The sequence below is a fragment of the Streptomyces griseorubiginosus genome, from assembly GCF_001514195.1.
Taxonomy (GTDB): Bacteria; Actinomycetota; Actinomycetes; order Streptomycetales; family Streptomycetaceae; genus Streptomyces; species Streptomyces griseorubiginosus.
Genome location: NZ_KQ948742.1, coordinates 325,428 through 333,811 on the forward strand (window position 1 = coordinate 325,428; position 8,384 = coordinate 333,811).

Genomic DNA, 8,384 nt, shown 5'->3' on the forward strand with positions numbered 1-8,384 from the left:
TCGCGAGTCTTGAAATCGTATCCGACATGGGTGGGCCGCCCGCTTCCCGTTTTACGGGGTGAACGTGGCCGAAATCGCTCCGCCGAGGCACAGGCCCTCTTCTCCGCGGAGGTCCGCGTCAGCACCCTGTCACCACCACACGCGTGGAGGGGGACGGAGTATGGGGCTGGGGACCGATTTCGAGCGCCGCGACGAAGGCGCGGACGGGCTCGACCGGGACGATCCACCGAGAAGGCCGGCTGGGCCGGAAGCGTCGAAGCGACGTCGCTTCACCCTGCGCAAGGAACCCGTCATGCCCCTTCCGGGTCAAGCGCCGGCCGAGCGGGTCCCGGACGGTACCGCTGCGATGGCCGATGAAGCCCTGAAGGCGGGTCGCCGCCAGGGTCTGTCGGATACGACAAACTGGCTCTGCGCGGCCGGCTACCTGCGCGACGACCATGCCGGGGCCCTGGCGAAACTGGCCTCCACGCACGCGGTCCTGCTGCCGAGGTTCGTCTGGATACTGCTCACCCGTCGTGATCGCGAGAAGCGGTACCGGGCACTGCGGGCGGCCCGCCACAACCTCCCCCCGGAGGACAGTCAGTGGCCTGTGCATCTCGGTCATGGATACGTCCGCTGGGTGCGCCGTCGCGTTGGTCGCGGACGTCCTGTTCCGCCCCACGGCTTTCACCTCACCCCGGTCCTGCAGAGCGCCGCCTCAGCGGAGAAGCTCACCCTCCTGCGCCGAGTCCTCCTGTTCGGGGTGTTCGCCGAGGCAGTGGTCACCGGCATGGCCGGAGGGATCGGCCCGGCCCTCCTGGTCCTGCTCGGCGGGACCTGGGCCGCCTGCTACGCGGACCGCCTGCTCGCCCACCTCGGCTTCAGGCGGGCGCACTGGAGCGGTCGGCGCGCTGAACACGACCTGCGCTGGTGGGTGGGCCCTTGGCGCCGCCGCATGCTGCGCCGCGACCCGCGGGAACGGGACGGACTGGTCGTGCCGTACGCGATCCGGTTGCGTAGCGACGGCGAGGCCGTGCACCACCTGGTGGGCGCAGGGACCGTGTGGTTCGAGCGGTCCATCGGCGTCGACGTCACCTCAGCCACAGAGAAGGAGACGCTCAAGGACGAGACGGAGGAGGAGAAGCTCGTACGGCAGGCGTTCCGCAGCGTCGACGAGATCCTGCGCGACAGCGAGGGGAAGGACGGGGTCGTCGCCTTCACCCCCGAGGAGCTTCACCGTCATGTGGCCGACGAGATGCGGCGGCTGACCGACCACCGGCCCTCCCACCATCCGGCGAACAGACTCGATGTCTTCGACGTGGCCGCGGTCTCCGCGGAACGGTGGGACGACATCACCGACAAGGAATGGGATTCCCTCCTCGTGCTGGCCCGGCTCGGAACCGGTGCGGCGGGCGCCAGCTCAGCCACGAAGGAGTCCCGTCGGCTGCTGTGCACACGCATCGTCTCCTGGGACGGTGAACTCGTCGCCGCCTTGTACGTGAGCTTCGCGTACGAGCACCACTTCCTGCGCATCATCATCCGCGCCCAGGTCATCAATCCGGTGCATCCGACCTTGCGCACCGCGGTGAAGGCCGCGGAACGGGGCGGGGTCGGCTGGCACGCGCGTACCGCTCTCAACGCCCTGCTGGACGTCTTCGCCTTCCTCAACCGCCTGCGGGCACCACTGCGTTCGACCCGCGCGCCGGTGGACCCGGGGCGCGGTCCTGTCAGCCTGCGCGAGGTCTACTCCTCGCGCTACATGGACGACATGCTCCAGTGGGACGACGCACGCAGGCACGTCGACTGGATGCAGCGCTGCGTCTTCCGCGCGGCGCTGGGCTTCCTCCGGGACCACAACGTCGACATCAGTGCGTTCGTGCAGCAGGCCACGTACATCCTGCAGAACACCGGCGTCATCAACTCGGGTGTCATGGGGGACGTGCAGAACCAGTCCTTCACCCAGAACTCGGCCCAGAACCAGAGCAGCACGACCATCAACACGACGTCACCCTCCCAAGGAGACGGCTCATGACGAGGAATGCCGGCAGGGCGTGGAGCGACGGTATGCAGAACAAGGGGGTGATCAATGTGCACGGCACCATGGGCAATGTGCAGTCGACGGTCGAATCCGAAGGAGTCGAGCAGCGTCAGGGGGGCGGCTCCTCCGAGACGGATTCCGCACCCGACTGGACCAAGGTCCTCCGTGATCTCGGCCGGGCACTGGACGGTCAGCCGGAAGGCGTGTCCGATCCGGAGAGCTGTCGGCAACTGCTCGGTCTGATCCGGAACCAGGACGTGGGCCAGACGGCACAGCGGGAGTTGGCACGGTCCCGTCTGCAGCTGATCCGGACGATGTGCGCGGATGCCACCACGGTCGTCACCCTGATCACCTCCGCGCTGGGACTGTTGGGCTTCGCCACCGGCTGAGGCGGGGCACGCGAACGGGGCCCGGCGATCGGCCGGGTCCCGTCGGCGTGGCGCGTGTACTCGGCGTCACGGGCGCCAGTTCGCCAGGATGCCCTCGTAGATCTCCGCGTCCGTGAGTTCCTTCGGGGTCTCGCCCGCGAGGAAGTGGGACGTGTTGGGGAGCTTCAGCTTGCGGAGGTAGTCGAAGGCCTTGTTCTCCGGGTCACCGAAGGCGACGAAGGAGAAGAAGACGGCGGGGTGGGTCTTCGCCGCCTCCGTGAGGGCCTGGGTGGCGGGGGTCTTCGCGTCCGGGGCGCCGTCGGTCTGGAAGACGACCAGGGCGGGGGCGTCGGGGGCGTTCTTGGTGTGCTGTGCGAGGACTTCCTCGACGGCGGCGTGGTAGCTGGTACGGCCCATGCGGCCGAGGCCCGCGTGCAGGTCGTCGATCTTGTTCTCGTGGTCGGTGAGGGTGAGTTCGCCGGTGCCGTCGAGTTCGGTGGAGAAGAAGACGACGTGGACCGTGGACTCGGGGTCCAGGTGGGCGGCGAGTGCGAGGGTCTGCTCGCCGAGGGCCTGGGCTGAGCCGTCCTTGTAGTACGGGCGCATGCTCGCGGAACGGTCCAGGACGAGGTACGTCCTTGCTGTGGTGCCGGTGAGGTCGTGGGCGGAGAGGGTGGTGGCGGCGGTGTCGTAGGCGCTGCGGAGGGTGGCGGGGACGGTCACCGACACCGACCGGCCTTCGGCCGGGTCGTCGTTCCCACCCGCACCACCCGTACCACTTTCGTCGTCGGCTGCGGGTGGCCCCTGTGGGGCGTTCTCGCCGTCGGCGGCCGCGGGGGCCTCCGGCTCCGGGGCGGGTTCGGGGGCGAGGGCGGATTCGGGTTCTACGACGGCCTCGGGCTCGGGGGTCGAGGCTGCTGCCGCCTCGGGCTCTGCGACGGCCTCCGGCTCCGGGGTGGGGGCGGCGTCGGTGGCTGCCGGTTCCGGAGCGGGCTCGGGCTCGGGGGTCGCGGTGGCTGCCGGCTCGGGCTCTGCGGCCTGTGGCTTCGCTTCCTCCGCTGCCGCGGGGGCGGGCTCCTCGGCAACGGCCTCCTCTGCGGCCGTGTTCTGAGAAGCAGGCTCCTCCGTCGCCGTCTCGGGCTCCGTCGGCGACTCCGTTTCCGCTACGGGCTCCTCGGCAGCAGCCTTCTCGGAGGCCGGCTCCTCGATCGCAGACTCCTCATTCACCGGCTGCTCGGTTGCCGGTTCCTCAGCCACCGGCGCCTCAGCGGCCTGCTCCTCAGCCACCGGTTCCTCGGCCACCGGCGCCTCAGCCACCGGCTCCTCCTCAGCCGTCCGCTCCTCGGCGAACGCCTCGGGCACCCCCGTCGGAGCCTCCGCAGCCGGCGTCTCCGTGACCGTGGGCTTCGCTGTCGGCTTTTCCTCGGGTGTCGGCTCCGTCGCCCCCGCCGGAGGCGCCTGCTTCGGGACCGTCACGTTGTCGAACGCGGCCGAGACCAGTTCGTGCTCGGAGTCGGTGTCGGTGGCCGGCGTCTCGGTGCGGGGTTCGGGGACCGTGGCCGTCGCCTCCGCCGGAGGGGCCGGCTTCGGTTCCGTCGCCTCCTGCGAAGGAACCGCACCCTCTGCCTCGGTGGCAGCGGCCTTGCGTGATCGGCCGCCGAACGCGTTCCGCAGGAGAGTGAGAATGCCCATTAGCGCAACCCTTCGCATGAGTTGAAGCCCGTCAATCCCTGGCCAGGACGGACACGTAAGGTTAGCGGCCCCGGATGGCGATCTTGGGCAGGGGCGGGTGACGGGACCGCTCCCAGTCAAGACCTACTTCCGGACGTAACCCGTGGGCGCCCTCGACTCTTCTCTGTCCACCCTTCCGTCCACCCCTCCTTCCACCCTTCCGTCCACCCCTTCGTCCACCCCGGATTCATCCACCGTTCACGGCCCCGCCCCGCTCTCGCACATACGCCCCCCTACCGTCCGTCAAGCGAGATTCAAGGGGAAGCAAGGGGAGAGCAAAGTGCGTGTGCAGCTGCCGTTGATCAACGCCGTCCACGGGCGGTCCGCCCTGACCTGTCGTTTCCGGTGCGGGGACGCCTGTTCCCAGCCCGCGCCCAACACCTCCGCCAACCCGTACGTCGGTGACGTGATCGCCGCCGCGCTCAGCCGCCGTTCCGTGATGCGGGCCGCCGCCGTCGTGACCGTCGCGGCCGCCGCCGGTACCGCCGTCTCCGTTCCCGACGCCGAGGCCGCCCCGAGGAAGGGCACGCCCCACGGCAAGGGCGCCCGTGGCCTCCGGTTCGCGCCCGTCGCGCCCAACACCGCCGACACCGTGACCGTCCCCGCCGGCTACGCCCAGAACGTCGTCGTGCGCTGGGGCGAGCCCATTCTGCGCGGGGCCCCGGCCTTCGACCCGGAGCGGCAGACCGCCGCCGCCCAGGCCGGCCAGTTCGGGTACAACAACGACTTCCTCGCGCTGCTGCCCCTCCCGGGCGAGCGCGGCCGTCAGGTGCTCGTCGCCAACCACGAGTACACCGACGAGGTTTTGATGTTCCGCGGCTACGACGCCGCGAACCCCACCCGCGAGCAGGTCGAGATCGCCTGGGCCGCGCACGGTCTCGGTGTCGTCGTGGTGGAGGAGAACAAGAGGAACGGCGCGCTCACCCTCGTCCCCCGGCACCCCCTCAACCGGCGCGTCACCGCCACCACCGAGTTCCGGCTGACCGGGCCCGCCGCCGGGTCCGACCTGCTGAAGACCTCCGCCGACCCGACCGGCCGCAAGGTCCTCGGCACGCTCAACAACTGCTCCGGCGGGACCACCCCCTGGGGCACCACCCTGCACGGCGAGGAGAACTTCAACCAGTACTTCGCGAACGCCTCCCGGGCCACCGACAAGCGGTACGGGATCGGGACCGGCGCCAGCGAGCGCAAGTGGGAGCGGTTCGACCGGCGGTTCGACGTCGCCCAGGAGCCCAACGAGCCCCACCGCTTCGGGTACGTCGTCGAGCTCGACCCGTACGACCCGTCCGCCACGCCCCGCAAGCACACCGCGCTCGGCCGGTTCAAGCACGAGGGGGCGACCGTACGGCTGACGCACGACGGGCGGCCGGTGGTGTACTCCGGGGACGACGAGCGGTTCGACTACTTCTACAAGTTCGTCGGCAGCAAGCGGATGCGCAAGGGCGGCGGGCGGGCCGTGCGGGAGCACAATCTCTCGCTGCTCGACGAGGGCACCCTGTACGTCGCCCGGCTCACCGGTGACTCCCCCGCCCTCGAGATCGACGGGACCGGGAAGCTGCCCGCCGACGGGGAGTTCGACGGCGGCGGGGAGTGGATCCCGCTGGCCACGGCCACCGCGAAGGGAGCCGTGTCGCACGTCGAGGGCATGACGGCCGACGAGGTGTTCGTGTTCACGCGGCTCGCCGGGGACAAGGTCGGCGCGACGAAGATGGACCGGCCCGAGGACATCGAGCCCAACCCGCGCACCGGCAAGGTGTACGTCGCCCTGACGAACAACACCAATCGCGGGGTCGGCGCGAACGCCCCGGCCGACGAGGCCAACCCCCGCAACGCCAACAAGCACGGGCACGTCCTCGAACTCACCGAGCGCTGGAACCGGGCCGACAGCACCGAGTTCGGCTGGACGCTGTTCCTCGTCGCCGGGGATCCGGAGGATCCGGCCACCTACTTCGCCGGGTTCCCGAAGGACCACGTCAGCCCCATCTCCTGCCCGGACAACGTGGCCTTCGATCCGCACGGCAACCTGTGGATCTCCACCGACGGCAACCAGCTCGGCTCCCACGACGGCCTGTTCGGGGTCGCGACCCGGGGCGAGCGGCGCGGTGAGCTCAAGCAGTTCCTGACCGTGCCGACCGGTGCCGAGACCTGCGGTCCGCTGGTCCAGGACCGGCGGGTGCTGGTGGCCGTGCAGCACCCCGGTGAGATCAACGGGGCGACGGTCGAGCAGCCGGCGAGCACCTGGCCCGACGGCCCGGGGAAGATCGTCCGTCCGGCGGTCGTGGCGGTGTGGCGCAAGGACGGCACCGACATCGGAGTCTGAGCCGGACAAATGACTCAGGGGGCGGCCGGAACCGTCGGTCGCCTCTCCCCGCATCCCGCACCGCCCCGTTCCAGCCATTCCCGGTACGCCGGTGCCTGCCGTGCGCTCTCCCAGTACGCCTCCTCCAGCGCGGGACGGACCCCGTCCAGGTCCGTCTCGGTGCGGGCCGCGAGGAGGAGCCGTACGCCGAGCGGGTCGCCGTGCAGCCGTCGTACCGCCATGTCGGGGCGGGGCACCCGGGTGGGCTGGCAGACGGTGACGACCTCACCGGTGGCGACCAGGGCGTCGGCCGTGTGGTAATCGCCGTGCAGGACCGCAGGGTTGACGCCCGCCGCGCGGAACATCCGCTGCACGGCGTCCCATTCGCCGTCGACCGTGGGGTCGATCATCCAGCGGTCCCCGGCCAGGTCGGCGAGGGTGACCACGGGCTTCGTGGCCGCCGGATGGTCCGCAGGCAAGGACACGAACTGCGGCTCGCGTTCGACCAGGACGCGCAGGCACAGCTCGCGCGGGATGTGCAGCGGGCAGCCCTCCACCTCGTGCACGAAGGCCACGTCGAGCTGGCCGTCGGCGACCATGCGCAGCAGCGCGTTGGGGGAGACGTTCATGTGGAGGGTGGGGTCCTGGCCGTGGGCGCGCAGCCGGCGCAGCCAGCCCGACAGGGCCCGGCTCGCGGTGGATCCGACGCGCAGCTGCGGGCCGCCCGTCGCGGCCGCGCGGGCGTCCGCCACCAGGGAGCGCATCTCGGCCAGCAGGGGACGGGCGCGGCTGAGGACGAGCCGGCCCAGCGGGGTGGGGCGGCAGCCGGATCGGGCGCGGACGAACAGTGCGCCGCCCAGGGCCTGTTCGATCCGGCGCAGCTGGGTACTCAGCGACGGCTGGGCGACGCCCAGCTGACGGGCGGCCCGGTGCAGGCTGCCGGTGTCGGCTATGGCCACCACCGCGCGGAGGTGTCTCACCTCGAGGTCCATGCGATCGGAGGGTAAGGCGGGGGCAGGGGTTGCACCAGGGGTGCCGAACTCCGGTGATAGGTCCGTACTATCGCCGGTTGGCATCATCACAGCCACCGCACAGGCACCGACACTCACATCGACGACTCACCCCCACCAAGGAGTCCTCGATGCGCAAGCACACCCATGCCCTCACGGCCACGGCGGTCGCCCTCGGTCTGGCAACGGCCGGTCTGGTCACGGCGGTTCCCGCCTCCGCGGCCCCCGCACCGCAGAGCCCCGCCCCGCACGCCGGCTACACCGCGACCCCGACGTCGGCCACGACCACGGACACCAGCGAGGCCTTCTTCCAGGCCGTCCTCGCGTCCGTCGCCGAGAAGCGGGCCGCGAACCCGGACAGCGCGGCCGCCGTCACCGTGGTCTACGACGCCTCCCGGGCACCCACGTTCAGCGGCCAGATATCCCGCAGCGCCCAGATATGGAACAGCTCGGTGTCGAACGTCAGACTCCAGTCGGGGTCCGCGGCGAGCGCCGACTTCTCCTACCGGGAGGGCAACGACTCGCGCGGTTCGTACGCCTCGACGGACGGGCACGGGCGCGGTTACGTCTTCCTGGACTACCGCCAGAACCAGCAGTACGACTCCACCCGGGTCACCGCCCACGAGACGGGCCATGTGCTCGGGCTGCCGGACCACTACTCCGGTCCGTGCAGCGAGCTGATGTCGGGCGGCGGCCCCGGCACGTCCTGCACCAACGCGATCCCGAACTCCGCCGAGCGCAGCCGGGTGAACCAGCTGTGGGCCAACGGTCTGGCCGCTGCCATGGACAAGGCCCTGCACAAGTCCGACCGCTAGCCACCCCCCGACCACCAGCCGCCACCCCCCACCCCGGTGCGGGCCGCCCACCACGAGAGGGCGGCCCGCACCGGCACGAGAGGGCGGCCCGCACCGGCACGAGAGGGCGGCCCGCACCGGCACGAGAGGGCGGCCCGCACCGGC

At 71.0% G+C, this 8,384-nt stretch carries 6 protein-coding genes; 4 read left to right on the forward strand and 2 right to left on the reverse strand.

What is annotated here, in order from left to right; all coding sequences use genetic code 11:
- Positions 1 to 346 precede the first annotated feature (346 nt).
- Complete coding sequence (locus AQJ54_RS33350) at positions 347 to 2,011, forward strand: hypothetical protein (protein WP_159055580.1); 1,665 nt, start codon at positions 347 to 349, stop codon at positions 2,009 to 2,011.
- A complete protein-coding gene (locus AQJ54_RS33355) occupies positions 2,008 to 2,406 on the forward strand; it encodes a hypothetical protein (protein ID WP_159055581.1) in 399 nt (132 codons plus the stop codon). The genes AQJ54_RS33350 and AQJ54_RS33355 overlap by 4 nt, the downstream gene beginning before the upstream one ends.
- Positions 2,407 to 2,472: 66 nt before the next feature.
- On the opposite strand, the gene AQJ54_RS33360 is transcribed toward AQJ54_RS33355, so the two are convergent.
- Positions 2,473 to 4,077 (reverse strand): VWA domain-containing protein, encoded by a 1,605-nt coding sequence (locus AQJ54_RS33360; RefSeq protein WP_062243657.1) that lies wholly within the window; start codon positions 4,075 to 4,077, stop codon positions 2,473 to 2,475.
- A gap of 319 nt (positions 4,078 to 4,396) precedes the next feature.
- Here AQJ54_RS33360 and AQJ54_RS33365 point away from each other — a divergent pair, with 319 nt between their 5' ends.
- Entirely contained in the window at positions 4,397 to 6,436 is a 2,040-nt protein-coding gene (locus tag AQJ54_RS33365; protein WP_062243660.1) for a PhoX family protein, read from the forward strand.
- A 14-nt stretch (positions 6,437 to 6,450) separates the two neighbouring features.
- Here the strand turns inward: AQJ54_RS33365 and AQJ54_RS33370 are convergent, their stop codons facing one another.
- Complete coding sequence (locus tag AQJ54_RS33370; RefSeq protein WP_062243663.1) at positions 6,451 to 7,407, reverse strand: LysR family transcriptional regulator; 957 nt, start codon at positions 7,405 to 7,407, stop codon at positions 6,451 to 6,453.
- Positions 7,408 to 7,556: 149 nt separating this feature from the next.
- Here AQJ54_RS33370 and snpA point away from each other — a divergent pair, with 149 nt between their 5' ends.
- The gene (gene snpA / locus AQJ54_RS33375; protein ID WP_062243666.1) at positions 7,557 to 8,240 is read left to right on the forward strand and encodes a snapalysin; all 684 of its coding nucleotides are present in this window, start codon (positions 7,557 to 7,559) and stop codon (positions 8,238 to 8,240) included.
- Positions 8,241 to 8,384 lie beyond the last annotated feature (144 nt).